Annotated in this window: 25 protein-coding genes; 12 read left to right on the forward strand and 13 right to left on the reverse strand. The window is 55.1% G+C overall.

From position 1 onward, the window contains the following. Positions 1 to 9 precede the first annotated feature (9 nt). The 7 genes from AAIG39_RS07950 to citG are packed head-to-tail and all read left to right on the forward strand — an operon-like array spanning position 10 to position 5,976. Complete coding sequence (locus AAIG39_RS07950) at positions 10 to 873, forward strand: fumarylacetoacetate hydrolase family protein (protein ID WP_090083387.1); 864 nt, start codon at positions 10 to 12, stop codon at positions 871 to 873. Between the two features lie 16 nt (positions 874 to 889). Beyond that, positions 890 to 1,909 (forward strand): [citrate (pro-3S)-lyase] ligase, encoded by a 1,020-nt coding sequence (gene citC / locus AAIG39_RS07955; protein WP_249572235.1) that lies wholly within the window; start codon positions 890 to 892, stop codon positions 1,907 to 1,909. Between the two features lie 19 nt (positions 1,910 to 1,928). Then, complete coding sequence (citD, locus tag AAIG39_RS07960; protein ID WP_047368902.1) at positions 1,929 to 2,222, forward strand: citrate lyase acyl carrier protein; 294 nt, start codon at positions 1,929 to 1,931, stop codon at positions 2,220 to 2,222. Beyond that, positions 2,219 to 3,094 (forward strand): citrate (pro-3S)-lyase subunit beta, encoded by an 876-nt coding sequence (gene citE / locus AAIG39_RS07965; protein ID WP_039078038.1) that lies wholly within the window; start codon positions 2,219 to 2,221, stop codon positions 3,092 to 3,094. Before citD ends, citE begins: the two co-directional genes overlap by 4 nt. Before the next feature lie 10 nt (positions 3,095 to 3,104). After that, positions 3,105 to 4,622, forward strand: a complete 1,518-nt coding sequence (gene citF / locus AAIG39_RS07970; protein ID WP_090083390.1) for a citrate lyase subunit alpha — start codon at positions 3,105 to 3,107, stop codon at positions 4,620 to 4,622. 6 nt (positions 4,623 to 4,628) lie between these two features. After that, on the forward strand, positions 4,629 to 5,168 hold the full coding sequence (gene citX / locus AAIG39_RS07975; RefSeq protein ID WP_090083391.1) for a citrate lyase holo-[acyl-carrier protein] synthase: 540 nt from the start codon (positions 4,629 to 4,631) through the stop codon (positions 5,166 to 5,168). Further along, positions 5,146 to 5,976, forward strand: a complete 831-nt coding sequence (gene citG / locus AAIG39_RS07980; RefSeq protein ID WP_090083393.1) for a triphosphoribosyl-dephospho-CoA synthase CitG — start codon at positions 5,146 to 5,148, stop codon at positions 5,974 to 5,976. Before citX ends, citG begins: the two co-directional genes overlap by 23 nt. 76 nt (positions 5,977 to 6,052) lie before the next feature. Here citG and AAIG39_RS07985 read toward each other — a convergent pair whose 3' ends face one another. The 4 genes from AAIG39_RS07985 to mutY all read right to left on the reverse strand — a co-directional run bounded on the left by AAIG39_RS07985 (position 6,053) and on the right by mutY (position 10,065). After that, the gene (locus AAIG39_RS07985) at positions 6,053 to 7,306 is read right to left on the reverse strand and encodes a nucleoside permease (RefSeq protein ID WP_090083395.1); all 1,254 of its coding nucleotides are present in this window, start codon (positions 7,304 to 7,306) and stop codon (positions 6,053 to 6,055) included. Positions 7,307 to 7,545: 239 nt separating this feature from the next. Then, positions 7,546 to 8,634: a membrane-bound lytic murein transglycosylase MltC gene (gene mltC / locus AAIG39_RS07990; protein WP_090083396.1), complete on the reverse strand. Its 1,089-nt coding sequence runs from the start codon at positions 8,632 to 8,634 to the stop codon at positions 7,546 to 7,548. A 75-nt stretch (positions 8,635 to 8,709) separates the two neighbouring features. Next, positions 8,710 to 8,985 carry an oxidative damage protection protein gene (locus AAIG39_RS07995; protein WP_039078032.1) on the reverse strand — a complete coding sequence of 92 codons (276 nt, stop codon included), beginning with the start codon at positions 8,983 to 8,985 and terminating at the stop codon, positions 8,710 to 8,712. Positions 8,986 to 9,012: 27 nt separating this feature from the next. Further along, on the reverse strand, positions 9,013 to 10,065 hold the full coding sequence (gene mutY, locus AAIG39_RS08000; RefSeq protein WP_343193581.1) for an A/G-specific adenine glycosylase: 1,053 nt from the start codon (positions 10,063 to 10,065) through the stop codon (positions 9,013 to 9,015). Between the two features lie 149 nt (positions 10,066 to 10,214). Here mutY and trmB point away from each other — a divergent pair, with 149 nt between their 5' ends. From trmB to AAIG39_RS08015, 3 genes are read left to right on the forward strand one after another with little or no spacing between them, the layout of a single operon-like run. Then, a complete protein-coding gene (trmB, locus tag AAIG39_RS08005; protein WP_090083398.1) occupies positions 10,215 to 10,934 on the forward strand; it encodes a tRNA (guanosine(46)-N7)-methyltransferase TrmB in 720 nt (239 codons plus the stop codon). Beyond that, positions 10,934 to 11,260: a YggL family protein gene (locus tag AAIG39_RS08010; protein WP_090083399.1), complete on the forward strand. Its 327-nt coding sequence runs from the start codon at positions 10,934 to 10,936 to the stop codon at positions 11,258 to 11,260. The genes trmB and AAIG39_RS08010 overlap by 1 nt, the downstream gene beginning before the upstream one ends. 51 nt (positions 11,261 to 11,311) lie before the next feature. Continuing rightward, the gene (locus AAIG39_RS08015; protein ID WP_090083401.1) at positions 11,312 to 12,031 is read left to right on the forward strand and encodes a YggN family protein; all 720 of its coding nucleotides are present in this window, start codon (positions 11,312 to 11,314) and stop codon (positions 12,029 to 12,031) included. Positions 12,032 to 12,165: 134 nt separating this feature from the next. Here AAIG39_RS08015 and hemW read toward each other — a convergent pair whose 3' ends face one another. Genes hemW through AAIG39_RS08040 form a run of 5 tightly spaced genes read right to left on the reverse strand, consistent with a single transcriptional unit; the run spans position 12,166 to position 15,473 of the window. Beyond that, entirely contained in the window at positions 12,166 to 13,305 is a 1,140-nt protein-coding gene (gene hemW, locus AAIG39_RS08020; protein WP_343193582.1) for a radical SAM family heme chaperone HemW, read from the reverse strand. Continuing rightward, on the reverse strand, positions 13,298 to 13,891 hold the full coding sequence (locus AAIG39_RS08025; RefSeq protein WP_090083403.1) for an XTP/dITP diphosphatase: 594 nt from the start codon (positions 13,889 to 13,891) through the stop codon (positions 13,298 to 13,300). The genes hemW and AAIG39_RS08025 overlap by 8 nt, the downstream gene beginning before the upstream one ends. 8 nt (positions 13,892 to 13,899) lie before the next feature. Continuing rightward, positions 13,900 to 14,190 carry a DUF167 family protein YggU gene (yggU, locus tag AAIG39_RS08030; RefSeq protein WP_090083405.1) on the reverse strand — a complete coding sequence of 97 codons (291 nt, stop codon included), beginning with the start codon at positions 14,188 to 14,190 and terminating at the stop codon, positions 13,900 to 13,902. Next, positions 14,187 to 14,750: a YggT family protein gene (locus tag AAIG39_RS08035; protein WP_090083406.1), complete on the reverse strand. Its 564-nt coding sequence runs from the start codon at positions 14,748 to 14,750 to the stop codon at positions 14,187 to 14,189. The genes yggU and AAIG39_RS08035 overlap by 4 nt, the downstream gene beginning before the upstream one ends. A gap of 18 nt (positions 14,751 to 14,768) precedes the next feature. Then, positions 14,769 to 15,473: a YggS family pyridoxal phosphate-dependent enzyme gene (locus AAIG39_RS08040; protein ID WP_090083408.1), complete on the reverse strand. Its 705-nt coding sequence runs from the start codon at positions 15,471 to 15,473 to the stop codon at positions 14,769 to 14,771. Positions 15,474 to 15,489: 16 nt separating this feature from the next. Here AAIG39_RS08040 and AAIG39_RS08045 point away from each other — a divergent pair, with 16 nt between their 5' ends. Continuing rightward, entirely contained in the window at positions 15,490 to 16,470 is a 981-nt protein-coding gene (locus AAIG39_RS08045) for a type IV pilus twitching motility protein PilT (RefSeq protein ID WP_343193583.1), read from the forward strand. Here AAIG39_RS08045 and AAIG39_RS08050 read toward each other — a convergent pair. After that, a complete protein-coding gene (locus tag AAIG39_RS08050) occupies positions 16,467 to 18,725 on the reverse strand; it encodes an FAD-dependent oxidoreductase (protein ID WP_343193584.1) in 2,259 nt (752 codons plus the stop codon). The two genes, AAIG39_RS08045 and AAIG39_RS08050, sit on opposite strands and share 4 nt — an antisense overlap. A gap of 70 nt (positions 18,726 to 18,795) precedes the next feature. Between AAIG39_RS08050 and AAIG39_RS08055 the strand changes: the two genes are divergently transcribed. Then, positions 18,796 to 19,488, forward strand: a complete 693-nt coding sequence (locus AAIG39_RS08055; RefSeq protein WP_090083411.1) for an IclR family transcriptional regulator domain-containing protein — start codon at positions 18,796 to 18,798, stop codon at positions 19,486 to 19,488. 141 nt (positions 19,489 to 19,629) lie between these two features. Here AAIG39_RS08055 and ruvX read toward each other — a convergent pair whose 3' ends face one another. The 3 genes from ruvX to gshB all read right to left on the reverse strand — a co-directional run bounded on the left by ruvX (position 19,630) and on the right by gshB (position 21,751). Next, a complete protein-coding gene (gene ruvX / locus AAIG39_RS08060; protein ID WP_090083413.1) occupies positions 19,630 to 20,046 on the reverse strand; it encodes a Holliday junction resolvase RuvX in 417 nt (138 codons plus the stop codon). Further along, the gene (locus AAIG39_RS08065; protein ID WP_090083414.1) at positions 20,046 to 20,609 is read right to left on the reverse strand and encodes a YqgE/AlgH family protein; all 564 of its coding nucleotides are present in this window, start codon (positions 20,607 to 20,609) and stop codon (positions 20,046 to 20,048) included. The genes ruvX and AAIG39_RS08065 overlap by 1 nt, the downstream gene beginning before the upstream one ends. 194 nt (positions 20,610 to 20,803) lie before the next feature. Continuing rightward, a complete protein-coding gene (gene gshB / locus AAIG39_RS08070) occupies positions 20,804 to 21,751 on the reverse strand; it encodes a glutathione synthase (RefSeq protein ID WP_343193585.1) in 948 nt (315 codons plus the stop codon). Positions 21,752 to 21,762 lie beyond the last annotated feature (11 nt).

The raw sequence follows: 21,762 nt of genomic DNA on the forward strand, positions 1-21,762 counted from the left end.
GGAACTGATATGAAACTCGCAAGCTTTGTCCATCAGGGGATCCGCAGTTACGGGATCGTGAAGGCGGATGGTGTGATCAATCTGGGACGCCGTCTGGGCGATCGTTACAGCGATTTGAAATCGTTGCTCGCCGCCAACGCGTTAAATGAAGCGCAACAGCTGTCTGGCGAAACGCCGGATCTGAGCTTCGATGCGCTGGAATTTCTGCCGGTGATTGATAATCCAGGAAAAATTCTTTGCGTCGGCATGAACTACGCCGACAAACGTAAAGAGTTCGATCAGCACAATCCGGCACCGACACTGTTCGTCCGTTTTGCTGATTCGCAAACCGGCCACCAGACCCCGGTACTCAAACCGCGCCACTCCAGCGAGTTTGATTACGAAGGCGAACTGGCGGTGATCATCGGCAAAAGCGGTGAGAACATCTCCCGTGAAGAGGCATTGAGCCACGTTGCCGGTTATAGCTGTTATATGGACGGTTCTGCACGCGACTGGCAGCACACCTGGTTCACTGCCGGTAAAAACTGGCGTCAGACCGGTGCGTTCGGTCCGTGGATGACCACGGCAGATGAGATTCCCGATCCGCACAGTCTGGCGATCCGCACCTGGCTGAATGGCCGCATGGTGCAGGAAGACAACACCGCCAGCATGATCCACAAAGTGGCTGAGCTTATCGAGTACATCAGTACCTTCACGCGCCTGAATGCTGGCGATGTGATCATCACCGGTTCGCCGGGCGGCGTGGGTAAAAAACGTAACCCACCGCTGTTCATGAACGCAGGCGATCGCATCGAAGTGGAGATCGAGAATATCGGTCATCTCAGCAATGTGATTATGGACGCGCCAGCCTTATCGCTGTCGCCCATGCACTAAGGAAAGCGGCGGATTTATGCAAGCACAACCCCCCATTGATTTTCGCATTGCGGATGTCACGAGCGGTACGCAGCGCTTTACGCAGATTCGTAATCTGCTCGCGGACAGCGGCTTAGGCATGGACAACGATATCACCACTTTCGTTGAAGCCTGGTCGGGACTCCGGCTGGTGGGTTGTGCGGGCCTGGCCGCCAATGTCATCAAATGTGTGGCGGTAGATGAAAACCTGCGCGGAGAGAATCTCAGCGCTCGTTTACTGGCTGAGGTTGAACACCTCGCGCTTTCACGGGGCCATTTTCACCTGTTTCTGTGTACGCGCCCCTGTAATAAGGAGCGCTTTGCGCACAGCGGATTCTGGCCAATTGCGCAGAGCGGCAACAACGCGGTGTTAATGGAAAATACGCCCTTTGGCATCAGCCGTTATTGCCGCTCCTTGCAGCCTTATCGCGTGGAAGGAAAGCGCATTGGGGCTATCGTGATGAACGCCAACCCGTTCACCCTTGGGCACCGCCATCTGGTGGAACAGGCGGCGCACTCCTGCGATCACTTACATCTGTTTGTGGTTCAGGAAGATGCGTCCTTTTTCCCCTTCACCGACCGTCTGGACATGGTACGGGCAGGGGTCGCTCATCTGCCGAACGTGACCGTTCATAAAGGATCGGAATACATCATTTCGCGGGCGACATTTCCGGCCTATTTCCTCAAAGAGACCGGCAAGGTACAGCAGGCGTGGAGCGAAATCGATCTGTTGATTTTTCGCGACCACATCGCTCCTGCGCTGGGTATTACCCATCGATTCATCGGCTCAGAGCCGTTTTGCGATATTACGCGCCAGTACAACCAGACTATGCACCGCCTGCTGACAGGCGCGGTAGAGGTGGTGGAGATCCCGCGCATCAAAGCCACGGGCAATGCCATCTCTGCCTCGGAAGTTCGCCGTCTGCTCAAGACGCACCAGTTTTCCCGTATTCGGGAAATAGTACCGGATACCACTTTCGTGCATCTCGAAACGCACTACAGCGCGGAAGTCGCTTAAAAAACTCAGGAAATAAATTATGAAAATTGTTAGGGAGGCGCTGGCCGGGACTATGGAGTCCAGCGACCTGATGGTGAAAATAGCCCCCGCTGATGGCGAGCTGGACATCGTCATCCACAGTGAAGTGATTAAGCAGTTTGGCGATCAAATTCGTCATGTGGTCACCACCACGCTGCGCACCATGGAAGTCCACCAGGGACTGATCATTATCGAAGATAAAGGCGCGCTGGACTGTGTGATCCGCGCCCGCCTACAGAGCGCGGTATTACGCGCCAGTGACAGTGACAATATTGACTGGGAGAAACTGCAATGAAAAAGCTTCGTCGTAGCATGCTGTTTCTCCCGGGCGCCAACGCCGCCATGCTCTCCAACTCGTTTATTTACCGCCCGGACTCCATCATGTTTGACCTGGAAGATGCCGTGGCGCTGCGTGAAAAAGACACCGCACGTCTGCTGGTCTTTCATGCGCTGCAACACCCGATGTATGAAGACATCGAAACTGTCGTTCGTATCAACCCGCTCAATACCCCGTTTGGCCTGAAAGATCTGGAAGCCGTGGTTCGCGCCGGGGTGGATGTTGTACGTCTGCCCAAGACCGACACGCCGGAAGATATTTACGAACTTGAACGCCATCTTGAACGCATCGAAATGGCCTGCGGGCGTGAAATCGGATCCACGAAGGTTATGGCGGCGATCGAATCCGCGATCGGCGTTATTAATGCGGTGGCGATCGCACGCAGTTCTCAGCGCCTGATCGGCATTGCGCTGGCAGCGTTTGACTATGTGATGGACATGCAAACCGAGCGCGGTGACGGCACCGAGCTGTTCTATGCCCGCTGCGCAGTACTGCATGCCGCGCGTGCCGCCGGGATCGATGCCTTTGACGTGGTGTGGTCGGATGTTAATGACGAAGCCGGTTTCCTGCGCGAAGTCGATCTGATCCGCAAAATGGGCTTTAACGGTAAGTCGCTGATCAACCCGCGTCAGATCGATCTGCTGCACAACGCTTATGCGCCAACGCAGCACGAAGTGGATCACGCGAAGTTAGTGATCGAAGCGGCAGAAGAGGGCGAACGCAACGGGCTGGGCGTGGTGTCGCTGAACGGTAAGATGATCGACGGCCCCATTATTAATCATGCGCGAATGGTGCTGGAACGTGCCGCCGCGTCCGGCGTGCGTCGGTAAGGACAGAACAATGAATCAGACAGAGCTTCTCCACGTTAACTTTCCACATCTGCGCGATTTAAAACCGTTCGATAGCGCCCATGCCAGCACGCCGTGGCTTGCCGATCTCGACAGCAAACATAACCGCAAATTGTGCGCCACCCTTGAAGATGCCATTGCCCGCAGTGGCCTGAAAGACGGTATGACCATTTCGTTCCACCATGCGTTTCGCGAAGGCGATCGGGTGATCAACAATGTGGTGGAAATCCTGGCGCGACTGGGCTTTAAAGATCTGACGCTGGCCTCCAGCTCGCTGATGACCTGTAACGAAAGCCTGATTGAACATATCAAAAACGGCGTTATCACCCGCATCTACACCTCCGGTATGCGCGGCAAGCTGGCGGATGCGATCTCTCATGGCCTGATGGCGGAACCGGTGCAAATCCACTCGCACGGCGGTCGCGTGAAGCTGCTGCAGGATGGCGAGCTGAATATTGATGTCGCCTTCCTCGGCGTACCGTGCAGCGACGAGTTTGGTAATGCTAACGGCACACAGGGTAAATCCTGCTGCGGTTCGCTGGGTTATGCCATGGTCGATGCGCAATTCGCGAAAAAAGTGGTGTTGCTGACCGAAGAACTGGTGCCGTTCCCGAACATGCCCGCCAGCCTGGTACAGGATCAGGTGGATTACATCGTACAGGTCGAGAGCGTAGGCGACCCGGCGAAAATCAGCGTTGGCGCGGCTCGCGTGACCAGTAACCCGCGCGAACTGATGATTGCCCGTTATGCGGCAGACGTGATTGAACATTCCGGCTATTTCAAAAATGGCTTCTCCATGCAGACGGGTTCCGGCGCCGCTTCGACGGCCTGTACACGTTTTATGGAAGAGAAAATGGAACGTCACGGCGTGAAAGCAAGCTTTGCGCTGGGCGGTATCACCGGTGGTCTGGTGTCTCTGCATGAAAAAGGTCTGGTAGCAAAACTGCTGGATACGCAGTGCTTTGACAGTGAGGCGGCAGCGTCGCTGGCGCGTAACCCGAACCACGTGGAAATCTCTACCAACGTTTACGCCAACCCAGGCAGCAAAGCGGCCTGCTGTGACCAGCTGGACATCGTTATCCTCAGTGCGCTGGAAATCGACGTTGACTTCAACGTCAACGTCATCACCGGCTCCGATGGCGTGATGCGCGGCGCATCCGGCGGCCACTGCGACGTCGCTGCGGCAGCAAACTTGACCATCGTCGTGGCACCGCTTCTGCGCAGCCGTATCCCGACCGTGGTAAAACGCGTCACCACGCTGCTGACGCCGGGGGAAAGCATTGATGTGCTGGTTACCGACCACGGGATTGCCGTTAACCCGGCACGCCCGGAAATTCGCGAGCGCCTGGTGAATGCAGGGCTGAAAGTGGTGGATATCGAGGCACTGTACGCGCGTGCGATCTCGCTGACTGGGGCACCGAAACCCATTGAATTCACTGACCGTATCGTCGGGGTGATTCGCTATCGTGACGGCAGCGTGATTGACGTTGTGCGTCAGGTAAAGGAGTAACATCTCATGACATTACTGACGCCCGTAAGAGCGGGCGTCAGCCTTGAAGCGCTGCTGACGGCAAAAGAAAACCGCGCGGCGCGTCAGGCTGACTGGCTCACTCATTATCACCATCCGGTTATCTCCCTGACGCTGGTTACCCCCGGCGCGCAGAAAGACAGTATCCGTTACCGTAATACCATGGGCGTGGCGCTACAGGCGTGCGATCAACTGTTGTGGCAGAACCACTGGCCAGTGCTCGATCGCCAGGTGCTGTGGTTGCCGACCGGGGCGGAAGCTCTGTGGTGTGTTGACCATGCTGCGGCGGAAATTAAAGCCCAGTGTATTGAGCTGGAGCAGACGCATCCGCTTGGCAGATTGTGGGATTTTGATGTGATTTGCCCGAAAAACGGCCAGGTGGGACGTCAGTCTCTGGATCTCACTACCCGACGCTGTCTGGTCTGCGATGAGCCTGCCCACGGTTGCGCCCGTTCGCGCCGTCATCCCATGGAAGAGGTCGTATCACGCGTGGAGACCCTGATCGATGGCTGGTTCGCTCGCGACTAAACTCGCCCGTTTTGATGTCTGGGCGCTGGCCGCCACGGCACTGCGTCTGGAAGTTAATCTCACCCCCAAACCGGGGCTGGTGGATATGGCGAACAACGGTTCGCACAGCGATATGGATCATGCGCTGTTTTTACGCAGCATCGACGCCATCACCCCCTGGTTTCGCGTCTTTGAAAAAGCCGGTTTCGAACATGCTTTAAAACCCGCCAGCGAGCAGTTGCGCTTATTGCGCCCGGCAGGAATGGCCTGCGAGCAGGCGATGTTCGAGGCGACTGACGGCGTTAACACTCATAAAGGCGGCATCTTTTCCCTCGGCCTGATCTGCTTTGCGGCAGGGCGTTTACGTGGGCAGAATCGCCTGGTCTGCGCGGAGTCTGTCTGCCAGCAGGTAGCCGCAATCTGCAAAGGGCTGGTAGCGCGGGAGCTGGCTTCCCGCACGCATGCAATAACAGCCGGTGAAAAACAGTATCAACAGTTTGGCCTGACCGGCGCGCGCGGTGAGGCGGAACTGGGCTTTCCCACGGTACGGCAACATGTGCTGCCGTACTGGTATCAGGAGGCGGGTGAACGGCGTTTTCACCATGCATTGCTGCGTTTAATGGCGGTAAATCCCGACAGCAATCTGGTCTCCCGCGGCGGTATCGACGGGCTGTGTTATGTTCAGGAATATGCGCAGACACTGTTAAAAAATGGCTGGAACATGGCGCGCCTGCAGGAGATGGACAGAGCCTTAATCAGCCGTAACCTCAGCCCCGGCGGCAGCGCCGATCTGCTGGCGGCCTCGTATGTGCTGGCGACGCTGGGTTAGCTGTGGAGGTTAACCTCCAGCCATAAAAAAGCCCGGTGGCATAACGCGCACCGGGCAGGCATTAAATCAATCAGGCTTACGCTTTCTGCGCTACGCCAGCCGCTTGCGGAACATGTTTGTATTTGAACATCGCCATAAACGCAAAGGCCAGAACCACGGAGTAGCCGGCGAAAATCAGCCACACGGTTTTCCAGTCGGTTGCGCCCGCAACGGTGTACATTTCAACCACTTTACCGCTCGCCATGCCGCCGAGAATACAGCCGAAGCCGTTAGTCATCATCAGCAGCATACCCTGCGCACTGGCACGGATAGCCGGGTTCACTTCTTTCTCTACGAATACAGAACCAGAGATATTGAAGAAGTCGAACGCACAACCGTAAACGATCATGGAGAGGACCAGCAGGACGGTGCCGAACGGGGTCGGATCGCCGTAAGCGAACAGGCCGAAACGCAGCATCCAGGCAACGATACTCATCAGCATGACGTTCTTAATGCCGTAACGGCCCAGGAAGAACGGAATAGCCAGGATAAAGATGGTTTCTGAAATCTGCGAAATGGACATCAGCACAGAGGCGTGCGTCACGATGAAGCTATTTGCGAACAGCGGATTTGAGTCGAAGCTGTGCAGGAAGGTGTTACCAAACATATTGGTAATCTGCAGTTCTGCGCCCAGCAGCATGGAGAAGATAAAGAAAATGGCCATGCGTTTGTTTTTGAACAGCGCGAAAGCGTTCAGCCCCAGCATTTCCACCCAGGTCTGGTTTTTCTGAGTGTTGCTTACCGGCATATGCGGCAGGGTCAGGGAGAACAGGCTCAGCAGCAGGGAGAGCACAGCACCGATATAGAGCTGCATATGGCTCAGCTCGAAGCCAGAGAAGCTCACCGCCCACATCGCCAGAATAAAGCCGATGGTGCCCCAGATACGAATCGGTGGGAAGTCCGTAACGATGTCATAACCGGCATTTTGCAGACGTGCGTAAGAGATGGTGTTTACCAGGCCCAGAGTTGGCATATACGCCAGCGAGTTGAGCAGGATAACCGCAAACATCGCACCCGGTGTGGTCACACCCGCGGCGATAAACAGGGTAATAGCACCCACCAGGTGGCAGATGGCGTAAACCCATTTCGCGCTCAGCCATTTATCGGCCACGATACCCAGCAACGCAGGCATAAAGACCGATGCAATACCCAGGGAGCTATAGACCGCGCCAATTTCCGCACCCTGGAATTTCAGGGTGACGAACATATAAGAGCCGAGCGTAGTCAGCCAGCTCCCCCACAGGCAGAACTGCAGGAAGATAATCACTTTAAGCTGCAGCTTAAGATTCATGTTAGTTTCCTCACCGAAGGAGTCTGATAGATGTTGGAATTAAGACAATTACTGTTGTTATGTGGGGCGATTCTATCATTGAAGCCGGGGCGAGATTGTTACATCCGACATATAAATGCAAACTTGATATGGTTGCAGTCGAATATAGTGACGTTCGTCACATTTGTGTGCGGGGGATACCGGGATTCAAAGGGAATACTTATCCCCTCCCGCTAAAACGGAAGGGGATAAATCACCTCTTACTTCGTGCGACGATAGCTTTTTTGCGCAGTATTCACTTTATAAAGATAGTTGCGCGACTCCGCAGAAGGGTGGCGTGTGGTCAGGGTGGAATAGACATCGCCCGGCGCCATCGTGTTGATGATATTCGCGGCCTGCACTTTGTCGCTGGAGAAGACACGCAAAACGCTACCCGCACCGCCATTGTAAGCCGTGATGACGGCATAACGGCGTGAAGTGGGGTTGGTTATCCCGGAAAGATAGACATTATTCAACATTGCCAGGTAAGCCGTGCCGGTATCGATATTGCTTTCCGGATCGAAAAGATAACTGCGGCTCGGAGTGCCGGATTTGCCCTGTGCGCGGAATACATCCCGACCGGCACTATGCTGCACTACCTGCATCAGCCCCAGCGCGTCGGAGCGGCTGACCGCATAGGGGTTAAATGACGATTCGGTCTGCATAATTGCCAGAATCAGCGACTCGTCAACGCCATAGCGACGAGCGGCCTGATGTACCATACCGATATATTTATGCGCACGTTTATCCAGGTGGTTTGGCACCAGATTAAACGTCACGCTGTAGATGATTTTTAGCCCGACGCTGCGTTTTTGCAGCCGCGTTGTCAGCAGGTAATCCGCGAAGCTGGTTGCGCGTCCGATCCAGCGAATAGGCTGGCCCGTGTTATCCACTACCTGGCCATACAGGAACGGTTCTCTGGAAATCTGGATATCATCAGCGTCGGAATAGAGATCGATAGAGCCGGGATCATCACCCATCAGCAGGGTTTTGATAATGGCCTGGCGCAAATGTGCCGTAGGATCGGTGCCGGAGATGGTCTCGACGGTGATGGTGCCTTCGTCGAAGTTAATGTGGCTTCGGGTTTGGTACTGATCGGTGTATTTGACGTAATCTTTTGGACCGGCAATCAGTACTTCGCTAAACCCCCATAAATTCTCAATATTGTGGGCGAACTGCCCCATTAAAATGTCAAAACCGTTGGTATCTTTAACCCAGGCTTCGTTATAGGTCTCGCCATTTTTATCTGAGCTGGAACAAGAAATAAGCAACGGCGCAATGATCGCTAGCGCTAAAAATTTTCTCATCATTCCGGAAGTATTGTTGGTTGTATAAATGACCCTGAATCAGGCCGCAGAGGGGTATCCATCACTGCGGCCATGACACTATTTTTTATCTTCCGGCGTATAGCCTTCAATATGCACATCTTTCCCTTCGAACAGGTAACTCACCATTTCCTGCTCAAGCAATTTACGATGCTCAACGTTCATCATGTTAAGTTTCTTCTCGTTGATCAGCATCGTCTGCTTTTTCTGCCACTGGGACCAGGCTTCTTTGGAAATTTCGTTGTAAATACGCTTACCCAGCTCGCCCGGATAGAGCTGGAAGTCTTGCCCCTCTGCATCGCGTTGCAGGAAGGTACAGAAAATAGTGCGGCTCATAAATTGTCCTCTTTACTCGGCGCGGCGTTACATCGCCACGCCGATACGTAATTGTTGTAACAGGCGCTCCACGGGGGCTGCCAGACCCACTGACGGCGGCTGCGCTAAGTTATACCAAAGACCTGTACCTTCATCCATGCAAGAACTGAACGAGGACACGGTAAGCCACACAGGCACAATATCCAGATGGAAATGGCTGAATGTGTGGCGAAACGCAATCAGTTGGCTGAGATTATCGGCCTTAATCTGACGTTGCGCCAGCCAGTCACGTAATGACTCTTCATCTTCGAACTGCGGAAAACAGAACAAGCCGCCCCATAACCCAACCGGCGGACGCTGTTGCAGGAAGACCTGATCGCCTTGTTGCATCAGTAAGAAGTAGGCGGTGCGTTCCGGCAGCGTTTGCTTTGGTTTTTTGCCAGGATACTCGGCCCATGAGTGATTTGCGTAGGCAATACAACCTGTTTGTAGCGGGCAAAGCGTGCATTTAGGCTTTGAGCGTGTACAGACCATGGCGCCTAAATCCATCATCGCCTGGTTAAAACGTTCCACGCCTTTGGCTGGGGTCACCTGTTCGGCCAGATCCCACAGCCGTTTCTCGACCTCTTTCTTACCAGGCCAGCCAGCAACCGCGTAGCAGCGTGCAAGGACACGTTTTACGTTACCGTCGAGGATCGCAAAGTGTTTGCCCAGCGATAAGGAAAGAATGGCACCGGCAGTCGATCGTCCAACGCCTGGCAGGGCGGCAACTTCGTCAAAGGTTTGCGGGAAGACGCCCCCATGAACCTCGGCCACCTGTTTTGCCGCCTTATGCAGATTGCGCGCACGGGCGTAATAGCCGAGCCCCGTCCATAAATGCAGCACTTCATCAAGTGGTGCATTCGCCAGATCGGTGACGGTAGGGAACCGCGCCATAAAACGTTCAAAATAAGGGATGACGGTTGCGACCTGCGTCTGTTGCAACATCACTTCGGATAGCCATACTTTGTAAGGCGTTTTTTCAATTTGCCAGGGCAGGGTTTTGCGCCCGTATTTGTCGTACCAGTCCAGAACCTGGGCTGAAAATTGAGACGCTTGCATGGTCACCAACATTGCGTTAACAGGGTGGGTGATTGCAGCACAGCGGCATGAACGTGTAAACCGGAACTTTCCGGTGCTTTCATCTTGCATACTGTATCGAACTTTGGATAATGCCCGTTTCCTGAACACTCTCACAAGCAGACTCATTTATGAATAACGACGTCATCTCACCAGAATTTGATGAAAACGGCCGCCCGCTGCGCCGTATCCGCAGCTTTGTCCGCCGCCAGGGGCGCCTGACCAAAGGGCAACAGCATGCGCTTGATAATTACTGGCCGGTGATGGGTGTTGAGTTTGCTGAACAGCCGCTCGATTTTGCCGCCCTGTTTGGCAATAACGGACCGGTGACGCTGGAAATTGGCTTTGGCATGGGGGCATCGCTGGTGGAAATGGCGAAAACCCGTCCGGAGCAGAACTTTTTAGGTATTGAAGTACATTCGCCGGGTGTGGGCGCCTGCCTCTCTTCCGCCCATGAAGAGGGCGTCGGGAACCTGCGTGTGATGTGCCATGATGCCGTTGAAGTGCTGCACAAAATGATTCCTGACAACTCATTAAACATGGTTCAGCTCTTTTTCCCTGACCCGTGGCATAAAGCACGTCATAATAAGCGCCGTATCGTTCAGGTGCCGTTTGCTGAACTGGTGAAGAGCAAGCTGAAACTGGGCGGCGTATTTCATATGGCGACAGACTGGGAAGCCTACGCAGAGCACATGCTGGAAGTGATGTCCTCTCTGGATGGTTATCAGAATCTGTCGTCGACGAAAGATTATGTGCCGCGCCCGGATTCACGCCCGGTAACCAAATTTGAACAACGTGGTCATCGTCTTGGCCACGGCGTATGGGACTTAATGTTCGAGAGGGTAAAATAATGGCAAAGAACCGTAGTCGTCGTCTGCGTAAAAAGATGCACATTGACGAATTTCAGGAGATCGGTTTTTCCGTCAAATGGCGTTTTCCGGAAGGCACCACTGAAGAACAGATCGATCAGCTGGTTGATAAGTTTATCAGCGAAGCCGTTGAAGCTAATGGTCTGATCTTCGGCGGTAGCGGCTTCCTGGCATGGGAAGGTCTGGTCTGCAAACCGAACATTGGTCATTGTACCGAAGAGGACCAGGCGCTGGTTCGTAAATGGCTTGAGGAGCACAAATTCGAAGAGGTCAGCGTCAGCGAACTTTTCGATATTTGGTGGGACTAAGAATGAAAGGGTCGGCAAATGCCGGCCCATTTTGTCTCTACAGGAGTGGTTATGATGCGCAAGACGCTACTGGCGGTAGTACTGACGGCAACGGCTTTTGCCGCGAATGCGGATTACAAATGTAGCGTGAACCCGCGTGATGATGTGATTCTGAGCCCGCAAACCGTCCAGGTGAAAGGCGAGAACGGTAATCTGATCTTAACGCCGGAAGGTAATGTGACCTTCAACGGTAAACAATATTCGTTAAGTGCCGCACAGCGCGAGCAGGCGAAGGACTACCAGGCTGAATTGCGCAGCGCGTTACCATGGATTGACGAAGGCGCTCGTACACGGGTCGAGAAAAGTCGCGTGGCGCTGGATCGAATCATCGTCAAGGAAGTGGGCGAGAGCAGCAACATGCGTGGTCGTCTGACAAAGCTGGATGCCCAGCTTAAAGAGCAGATGAACAAAATTATTGAGCATCGCAGTGACGGTCTGGCGTTCCACTATAAAGCAGTTGATGACGTGCAGGCTAACGGCCAACAACTGGTGAACCAGGCGATGGGCGGTATTCTGCAGGACAGTATTAACGAGATGGGCGCCAAAGCGGTGCTGAAAGGCGGCGGCAACCCATTGCAGGGTGTGCTCGGTAGCCTCGGCGGTTTACAGACTGCCATCCAGAATGAGTGGAAAAACCAGGAAGCGGATTTCCAGCAGTTCGGTAAAGATGTCTGTAGCCGGGTGGTGTCGCTGGAAGCTAACCGCAAAGCGCTGGTAAGCGGACTTAAGTAAGGCTCTGTTCTGTCTGTTCCCCCATGCTGCCCCCTCCCAAAAGGGCGAGGGGACTTATCGCACGGCGTGAGAGGTGCAGGTTTGTCGGCGAGGTGTAAGTGCGTTCAGTATGACAATGCCGGACTGGATACAGCTCACTCTTCGGCGAGGAACAGCTCCAGCAGGGAGTTGAGGAACAGCTTACCGTGCCCGGTGATTTGCCAGTACTGCTCGTTTTCGGTGATGTAGCCCTGTGCTAACGCCTCGTCGATTTGCGGGCGAATCACGCTTTCATCCAGTCCGGTGAAGAGCGTGAACTCCGTACGTGGCGCCGCTTCAAGCAAACGAAAGCGGTTCATAAAGAACTCGAACGGCTTATCTGCGGCTTCCACATCATGCTGGCGCTCCAGATAACGTCCCTGCATATACCCACGTGGGTGGCGCGTTTTTGCGGTGCGAAGAATGCGCCCGTCGGGGAACGTCACTTTGCCATGCGCACCACAGCCAATACCCAGGTAATCACCAAAGCGCCAGTAATTGAGGTTGTGCTGACACTGGTAGCCCGGTTTCGCGTAGGCCGAGGTTTCGTATTGCTGATAACCTGCGGCGGTCAGTAACTGATGGCCACGCTCAAAAATATCCCATAGCGCATCGTCATCCGGCAGCACCGGCGGACGCGAGCCGAACAGGGTGTTCGGTTCGATGGTCAACTGATACCAGGAGAGATGCGGCGGGTTCAGTTCAATGGCCTGGCGCAAATCGTCCAGCGCCTCTTCCAGCGTCTGATCGGGCAGGCCGTGCATCAAATCGAGGTTAAAACTGCGCAACCCCAGGTTGTTTGCCAGTCGCGCGGCGCGTTTGGCCTCTTCCGGGCCGTGGATACGCCCCAGTCGCTGCAATTTCGGCTCGCTAAAGCTCTGGACGCCAATCGAAATACGGTTCACCCCGGCACGTTGATAATCAACAAAGCGGTCCGCCTCAACCGTTCCGGGGTTGGCTTCCATGGTGATTTCCGCATCCGCCGCCAGATTCAGGCGCGCACGCACGCCGTCCAGCAACGTCTGCATCGCCGGGCCGGAGAGCAGGCTCGGCGTACCGCCACCAATAAAGATGGTCTTTACTTCACGCCCCTGCGCATAAGGCACATCAGCCTCAAGATCGGCGAGCAGGTGCTGCACATAATCATCGTGAGGCACTTCGCCTTTCAATGCGTGGGAATTGAAATCGCAGTACGGGCATTTCTGCACGCACCACGGAATGTGAATATAAAGGCTCAGGGGTGGCAAATTAGCCATTACGTAATGCTTCCAGTAACTGTTTCAACGCCTGTCCACGGTGGGAGATGGCGCTTTTTTCTTCGCGGGTCAGTTCGGCGGCGGTTTTACCTTCCGTCGGGACGAAGAAAATCGGATCGTAACCAAACCCGCCCTGACCGGCAGGCGCACGGGTAATCACACCAGGCCAGCTACCGTGGCACACCAGCGGCGTCGGGTCTTCGGCGTGGCGCAGATAGACCAGCACGCAGTGGAACTGAGCCTGACGCTTGTCGTCCGGGACATCCTGCAAGGTAGTCAGTAGTTTTTGCAGATTGGCTTCGTCAGTGGCATCCGCACCAGAGTAACGCGCGGAGTAGATCCCCGGTGCGCCACCCAGTGCATCGACGGCCAGACCGGAGTCGTCAGCGATCGCGGGCAGACCGGTCACCTGAGCAGCATGGCGCGCTTTCAGAATGGCGTTTTCAATAAAGGTCAGGCCGGTCTCCTCGGCAGACTCCACGCCCAGCTCGGTTTGCGCCACGATATCCAGACCGAAATCACTCAGTAGCGAGGCAAGCTCGCGCACTTTGCCGGCATTACCGGTTGCGAGAACAACTTTTTGCATAATAGATCCTAATTCATCAGGGCCGTGATGGCCGAAGGTATCTGTTGCGGATGGGTAATTTTGATTTGTTTATGGCGGCCCAGTTCGCCTTTTTCAATCAGCACCTGATTTTTGGCCACCCGAAACTGTTTGGCGAGAAATTTCACCAGATGGGCATTGGCCTGCCCATCAACCGGTGGGGCGGTAATGGCGACTTTTAGCTCATCGCCATGCAACCCAATAATGCTGTCCCGGCTGGCCTTTGGCTGAATATACAGCCGCAACACCAGCCCGTCGTCACAGGAGGTGACAGCACTCATGCCCAGTTCCAGATATAGGCTAACGGTACGACGGTGTTAGCCAGAAACTCCATCACGCCCATATTGATGACATACATCAGCAGCACCAGAATCATCGGCGAGAAATCAAGACCGCCCATTGACGGCAGCAGGCGACGAATCGGGCGCAACAAGGGTTCGGTAAGCTGCAGCAGTACATATTCCACCGGGCTACGGCCCTGGCTGACCCAGCTCATGATTGCCATTAACAGCAGCACCCAGAAGATCAGCGAGCCAAGGGTTTTGATAACAATCAGCACCGCCGCCAGCACGATGAGCACGCCGTCCATGGATACATACGGGTTCAGGAAGGCTTTCACCACACACAGTAGTAGCGCAATAAGCAATGATGCGCTGTCAATTGGCCCCATCGCCGGAATGATGCGACGCAGCGGGCCAACAATCGGCTGGGTGATTTTCACGATAAACTGGGAAAACGGGTTATAAAAATCACAGCGCGCCCACTGCATCCAGATACGCAGCAACAGCACCATCGTGTAAGCCTGGATAATCAGTGACAGGAGAGTGGACAACGTATTCATGGCGTTCCTCAGTTTTCCTTAGTTTTTTGTGTAATCGCGCGCGCCAAAAATGGCGGTTCCGATGCGCACCATGGTGCTACCTGCCGCAATCGCGGCCTGCATATCGTCAGACATTCCCAGCGAAAGGGTATCCACGCCCGGATAACGTACCTTAAGCGCGTCAAATGCGACAGCCATTTGGCGGGCCACGGCAAACTGCCGTTCATAATCAGCCTCGGGAGCGGGGATCGCCATCAGTCCACGCAGGCAAAGACCGGGTAATTCCACCACCTGCGCCGCCAGCGCGTCCAGTTCCGCAAGGGCGATGCCGGATTTGCTCTGCTCGTCACTGATATTAACCTGAATCAGCACGTTCAGCGGCGGCAGAGACTCCGGTCGCTGCTCGCTCAGGCGGCTGGCGATTTTGAGGCGGTCCACGGTGTGGCACCAGTCAAAATGCTCAGCCACGAGACGGCTTTTGTTGGACTGTAATGGGCCGATAAAGTGCCACTGGATATCCGCGATGCCCGAATCTTTAAAATGGCGAATCTTATCCACACCTTCCTGCACGTAGTTTTCACCAAAACCACGCTGACCCGCCGCGTAAGCTTCTTCGATGGCGCTCGCAGGTTTTGTTTTGCTCACTGCAAGCAGTGTGACTTCTTCTGGAGCACGGCCGCAGGATGTTGCAGCGGCTGAGATTTTGTCCCTGACCTGTGCCAGGTTATGCGCAATATCGTTCATGTTCCCGGGTGGCTTTATGAATATGGAAAAAATAGTGGAGCTTAGTGTAAAGCATAATGTCTCGGATCTACACCTGTGCGATTGCCGTCCACCGCGCTGGCGAAGGCAAGGACGGCTGGAAGCCGCACCGTTCGCCGCTGTGGATATTCACGCACTGCTTGCTGAAAGTTTAAACACGAAGCAGCAACAGCAGTGGCAGGCGTGTGGACAGATTGATTTTGCCCTCACTATCCGGGGCCTTCAACGCCTTCGCGCCAGCGCGTTTTTACACCACGACGGGGTGTCGCTTGCTCTGCGTCTGTTGCCTGACGCCTGTCCGACGCTGGACATGCTGGACGTGCCCGCCGCCATCCCGGAATTACTCAAGCGCGACAACGGTATTATCCTGGTTACCGGGGCGACGGGGAGCGGGAAATCCACGACGCTTGCGGCGATGGTGGATAATCTTAATCACTTTCTCGACGGGCATATCCTGACCCTGGAAGATCCGGTGGAGTTTATCCATACGAGCAAACGTTGCCTGATCCAACAGCGGGAAATCGGCCCACACTGCCCCTCATTTGCGGCGGGATTACGCGCGGCATTACGCGAAGACCCGGATGTCATTTTGCTGGGCGAACTGCGCGACAGCGAAACTATCCGCCTGGCGTTGACCGCCGCCGAAACCGGGCATCTGGTACTGGCAACATTGCATACACGCGGCGCGCCGCAGGCTATTGAACGGCTGGTGGACAGTTTTCCCGCTCAGGAGAAAGACCCGGTGCGCAGCCAGCTTGCCGGAAGCCTGCAGGCCGTCTTGTCACAGCGGCTGGAGGAAGACAAGCAGGGCGGGCGTGTGGCGCTGTTTGAACTGCTTATCAATACACCTGCGGTAGCCAATCTTATCCGTGAAGGGAAAACCCACCAGTTGCCCGGCGTGTTACAGACCGGGCAGCAGGCGGGAATGCAAACCTTCGACCAAAGCCGCCGCCAGCGGCAGGCGCAGGGGCGACTTTAGCGGATGTTCAGTGCGTAAACCGCCGGTAACGCGCCTGCGGTGGCTATGATCTCCAGGCGCACATTTTGCGCGGTGACGGGGGCGGATAACCGGTGTTCACGCACGGAGTGGTGGTTATTTGTTTCCTCGGCCAGCAGGATATCATCGGCCCAAAGGCGATAATGGGTGATGCAGTGTGGCGTTACAGGCAGGAAATGGCCCATCTGCACGGTTTCCATAGCGTTATCGAAATCGTTGTCCTGTACCAGCGTCAGGCTGGTAAAGGTTTGCGGTACATCCCAGTGCCAGCGTAATACCGGTTTGATGTCATCGGCCGCGGGCACCCAGGCATTGGCCTGTTGCTCGGGGCGCAGGCGACCGTTAAGCACGTTGTCGGCGCGATAGCAGTTTAACGGCCGGTTAAAACGTAATGCAGGCATTACCTGATGTGGACGACGGCGCGGCAGCCAGAAGTCAAACTCATCGACACCATAGTCACCGTCCACCACCTGGCGGGTATGTTTGGCGACGCGGGCATTCAGGCTATTGAAAACTGTCATGATTCCGGGCAGGTGTGTATCAGTGAGGGCAATTTCTACCTGCTCATTCGCCTCAAAGGCGATAAAGACATACTCATCGCGCTCGCTTTGCCACGGAAAATGTACCGTCTGTTCCTGTTCACCCGCGACGTTTAGCGTTGTACTGGCGTACTGATAGTCGGGCGTGAAGTTACCGCTACGCGCGCTGCCCAGAAGCGACACCTCAAGTGTCTGCCGCGACGCTGAACGCAGGTTAAATATGATGTCGGGCAGCGATTCCCCTGCTTTGACAGGCAGCAGTAGCGCCATTCTTTCGCCAAGCGAATGCCAGTGACCGCAAGGGGCAAGCGCACTGAGGGAATATTCACTGCTGGCTGTGACCGAAGCACCCAGGGCCGGGTCCTGTAACCACTGGCGGGGGATGTAGCAGCCACTGGCCTGCAACCGCTGTTGCAGCAGACCGACGTTTTCCCTCTGTGCAAGATCTGCGGGGGAGAGGTTATTCGCTTTACACAGCGCGGCAGCACGGCCAACCACCTCACCCAGCAGGCCGCAGGTACACATCACCCGTGCGCTACCAAAGGCAACGTGGGAGGCAGAAATGAGTCGCCCGGTCAGGAAAAGGTTGTCCAGCGAGCGGCTATAAAGGCTTCGCAGCGGAATGGTATAGGTGCCTTTACTGTGAAACTGGCGACAGCCATCATGGCTGCTGTAGACCCCATCAGCCGGATGCAGATCGATAGACCAGCCGCCGTAGGCCACGGCGTCGTAGTGGTCGCGCTGTTCAATGATGTCCTGCTGGCAAAGCAAATGATCGCCCATAAAGCGACGGCTTTCGCGCTTACCGGGAATGACGCCAACCCATTCGATGGTCATGTTGGCCGCTTCCGGGAACTCGCCGGAGTTTTTTATGTAATCCCACACCCCCCAGACGATTTTCCACAGCTCCCATTTGATCTCTTCACTCTGGTGAACGGTATCCAGCCGTCCGCCCCACTCCAGCCACCACAGGTCGCAACCATTGAGGGTGGACGTCAGACGTTTGTAGCGGGGAATAGCGGTAATATCTTTTAACGCGAAGGAAGGGGGGACGAAGTTCACCGGCCCGGTCGTCTGTTTGGTGTAGAAATAGATTGAGTGCCCAAGCTTGTGGCCGAAGTTATCGCCGGGCGCCATTTTTTCCCCCAGTTCGTCAACCTCTTCTGCGCCTTCACGGTATTCTGCGCCGGCCAGAAAGCCCAGTACGCCATCCCCCGTTGCGTCGCAAAACTGGTCGGCGGTGACGGTATAAAACGTCTCGTTAATGGCGTTAAAGGCGCTCACCTGGGTGAGGGTTTGCTGATTTTTCTCCAGCGCATAAATAGTAGTATTGAGCAGCAATGTCAGCCCCGGCTGGCTTTTGGCCATATCCAGCAGCACCAGGTCGAACATAACCGGGTTACCCTCTTTGTTGCGCCAGAGGTTTTCTTCGAGGATTTCCCCCATGATTCCGCCTTCACGCGCCCAGCGGTTATTGTTTCCCATATGCGATGTCGCACCATTGGCCCACAGGCGAACTTCGCTGGAGGCATTGCCGCCAAGTACCGGTCGGTCCTGGACCAATACGACCTGTAACCCGTCTCGGGCGGCGGCGAGCGCGGCGCAAAGACCCGCGAGGCCACCACCTGCCACCAGCAGATCGGCATGCAAGTGTTCAGAGGGAAAGGTTCTGGACGCAGTTTGCGGATAGATGTTCATACCTTGTATCCTTCTTTACTGAACTGACGGTAAAATCGAAATTCCTGCCACCTGAGAGATAAAGCCTGTTATGTCCTCACAACCGAACCAAAGTCTGATTGATGGCATTCGCTGCCTGCAGTACCTGGTCTCCAGCGGTCGCGCGATTGGCTGTCGCGAACTGGCGCGTCTGATGGGGATCAATACCACCCGCGTAAACCGGTTGCTGATGACGATGGCATCCATTGGTCTGACGATGCAGGACGACCATCGTCGTTACCTTCCCGGCCCCGGTATTCATGCTCTTGCGGCGCAGGCGATACGCGGCTCGGCACTCTTTTCCCAGGCGCTCCCCCTGCTGGAAAGCTATGCGCCCAAAGACATCGTGGTGGCAATGGGGGTGCTCTGGGAGGATCAGGTGATTTATATCTATCACTCTGAGCCCGGTAGCCGGATGAGCCAGGCGCTGGCCGGTTTTCATATGCTTCCCGCATGGCAGTCGGTCATCGGCATGTCGCTTCTGGCGGCAGAAAGCGATGAAGAACTGCAAAAACGTTTTGTCGACGAACAGTGGCAGCAACTTGCGCCGCATGTTGCCCAGCAACGTGAGTCTGGACGTGTGGTCTGGCATCACGATGACGGCGAAGTATCCATGGCGAAGCCTCTTGGCGCACACTCTGCCGCGCTGGCGTTTGCCGGGATGTGGCAGGCCGACGACGCTGTCATTGATGAACGCTTAAGCGAACTTCACACCCTGGCGCGGCGGCTGACGCAAAAACCCTGACGCATTTTATTGCCTGCCAATGTTTCTTTTATAGAAACATTGGCGGAAATGCAAAAAGCGCCTCTCTGAAGTGTGAGAGCGATCGATGGATTGCGTCTTTGGGAAAGGGAAATGAAGGCTGAGCGATGCTCAGCCCGAGAATTACAGATTTTGTTCGAAGTAGCTTTCGAGGATGATAACCGCAGAGGCTGAATCAACACTGCCTTTATTCAATGCGCGAAAACCGCCGCGTTCAAACAGACCCGCACGTGCTTCCACCGTACTAAGCCGCTCATCATGGAGAATTATTTTTGCGCCGAAGCGGCCATGGATTTTATTGGCGAAGTTGCGTGCGCGTGCGGTCAGTGGTTGCTCTGTGCCATCCATATTCAGCGGCAGGCCAACGATAACGGCTTCCGGTTGCCACTCTTTTAACAATTTCTCGATAAGCTTCCAGTCCGGCGTCCCGTCCTGGGCTTTCAGGGCATTGAGCGGGCGTGCCGTACCGGTCACACGTTGTCCGATGGCGACGCCAATACTTTTGGTACCAAAATCAAAGGCCAGCAGGGTTCCACTCATCAGGCATGTCCCGCCACGCCCGGCATGGTCGAGATATCAATGCCGATAAGCTTCGCCGCTTCCCGCCAGCGATCGGCGATAGGCGTTTTAAACAGGATATTTTGATCCGCAGGAGCGGTAAGCCAGGCGTTATCCAGTATCTCCTGCTCAAGCTGGCCTTTTTCCCAGGAGGAATAGCCCAGCGCGACCAGCACTTCCCTGGGTTGATCGGCCGTGCCCAGGGTTTCCAGGACATCACGCGAGGTAGTGATCACGGTGTTATCCGAGACGCGAATGCTGGAAGAGAAGCTGGCGGGTGGCGTATGCAGAATAAACCCGCGATCTTCCGCCAGCGGGCCGCCAAGCAGCACTGGTTTATCCAGACGAATGGCCGGATCGCGTGCTTCCGGGTTAATTTTCAGCTTCTCCAGAACGCTATCAACTTTCAGGTTTTCCAGGGGCTTGTTGATGATAAGACCCATGGCGCCGTCTTCGTTGTATTCGCAAATATAAACCACAGATCGCCGAAAAAGGGGATCCTGGAGAGCAGGCATGGCAATAAGAAAGTGATGCTGTAAATTCATTGTCAGAGGTTCTGTTTCCTGGTTCAAAAAAGCAGCAGCCTGGTAGTATGAGGGGAAAGCTACACGCTGTCACTAGCCAGACTTTGGAGTTTATGAGCGGGTTCCCTCCCGCCATCCCTTTACCTGACCTCCTTCGCGTTGCCTGTGCGTTGGCACGGTTGTGCAACCCGAATGAGTCAGCGTTGATATATTTATTATTTCGCCATGCGTTTTTCGATAGCGTCCATCAGCATGCCGGTAATAGAGATCGGGAACTCTGCCTCGATTTCGCGCACGCAGGTTGGACTGGTAACGTTAATTTCGGTCAGACGGTCGCCAATGATATCCAGCCCGACGAAAATCAGCCCTTTGGCTTTCAGCGTCGGACCGACGCGGCGGGCAATCGCCCAGTCGCTTTCGGTCAGCGGACGCGGTTCGCCACGCCCACCAGCTGCCAGATTACCACGCGTTTCGCCCCCCTGCGGGATACGCGCCAGGCAGTAGGGCACCGGCTCGCCATCCACCACCAGCACACGTTTGTCGCCATCTTTGATAGCCGGCAGATAGTTCTGCGCCATGCAGTAGCGGTTGCCCAACTCAGTCAGGGTTTCGGTAATAACACCCAGATTCGGATCGCCCTCTTTAACGCGGAAAATCGAGGTGCCACCCATGCCGTCCAGCGGCTTGAGGATGATATCGGTGTGCTTTTGCCAGAACGCTTTAAGCTGTGCTTTATTACGCGTCACCAGCGTTTCCGGCGTCAGTTCCGGGAACCAGGCGGTAAACAGCTTCTCGTTACAATCGCGCAGGCTCTGCGGTTTATTAACGATCAAGGTGCCTTTTTCTTCGGCACGCTCAAGGATATACGTGGCGTAGATAAATTCCGTATCAAACGGCGGATCCTTACGCATCACCACCACATCCAGCGAGGCGAGTTCGATATCCTGCTCGCTGCCAAACTCGTACCATTTGTCGTAGTTTTGCTCGACGGAAAGCAGACGGGTACGCGCACGGGCTTCGCCGTTGATCAGGTAAAGATCCGCCATTTCCATGTAGTGCAGTTCATAGCCGCGACGCTGCGCTTCGAGCAGCATGGCGAAGCTGGTGTCTTTTTTGATATTAATCTGCGCGATGGGATCCATCACGATGCCGAGCTTAATCATAGGCTTCTCCG

It is taken from the genome of Phytobacter palmae, assembly GCF_039409775.1.
In the GTDB taxonomy this organism is placed as follows: Bacteria; Pseudomonadota; Gammaproteobacteria; order Enterobacterales; family Enterobacteriaceae; genus Phytobacter; species Phytobacter palmae.